The sequence below is a fragment of the Faecalibacterium sp. DFI.5.82 genome, assembly GCF_029076575.1.
GTDB classification, from domain to species: Bacteria; Bacillota; Clostridia; order Oscillospirales; family Ruminococcaceae; genus Faecalibacterium; species Faecalibacterium duncaniae.
Window position 1 is genome coordinate 1 of the sequence record NZ_JARFIS010000248.1, and the last position, 332, is coordinate 332.

The 332-nt window shown below is 57.8% G+C and carries 1 protein-coding gene; it reads left to right on the top strand.

The features are described from left to right. Nucleotides 1–145: 145 nt before the first annotated feature. On the top strand, nucleotides 146–332 hold a 187-nt coding region (locus tag P0G09_RS16455), incomplete at its 3' end, for a hypothetical protein (RefSeq protein ID WP_275253200.1).

The window sequence follows — 332 nt, forward strand, 5'->3', positions numbered from 1 at the left end:
AAAAGTATCTGTACTCCCGGGGCGTGTATATGTACGGCCAGGAGATTGTGCAGCGGGTGGAACTTGACAGCGAGGGCCACCGGGCCGGGCTGCTCCGCTCCGTTGCTCTCTGGAATGCAAGCTATTATGACTGGAGGCTGGGTTTATGAAAATGTTCAATGAGGCCGGGCAGGCCGTCTACTTCAACCGGGTTATGAAGAACGGGCGGGAGCAATTTGTGGTGAAAGCTCTGGATGGTCAGCATATTATGGGGCGTGACCGCCAGAAGCATAGGTCTCGGACGTTCACCGAGCTGCACCAGGCGGAGGCGTTTCTCCGGCGGGCGGGGTATC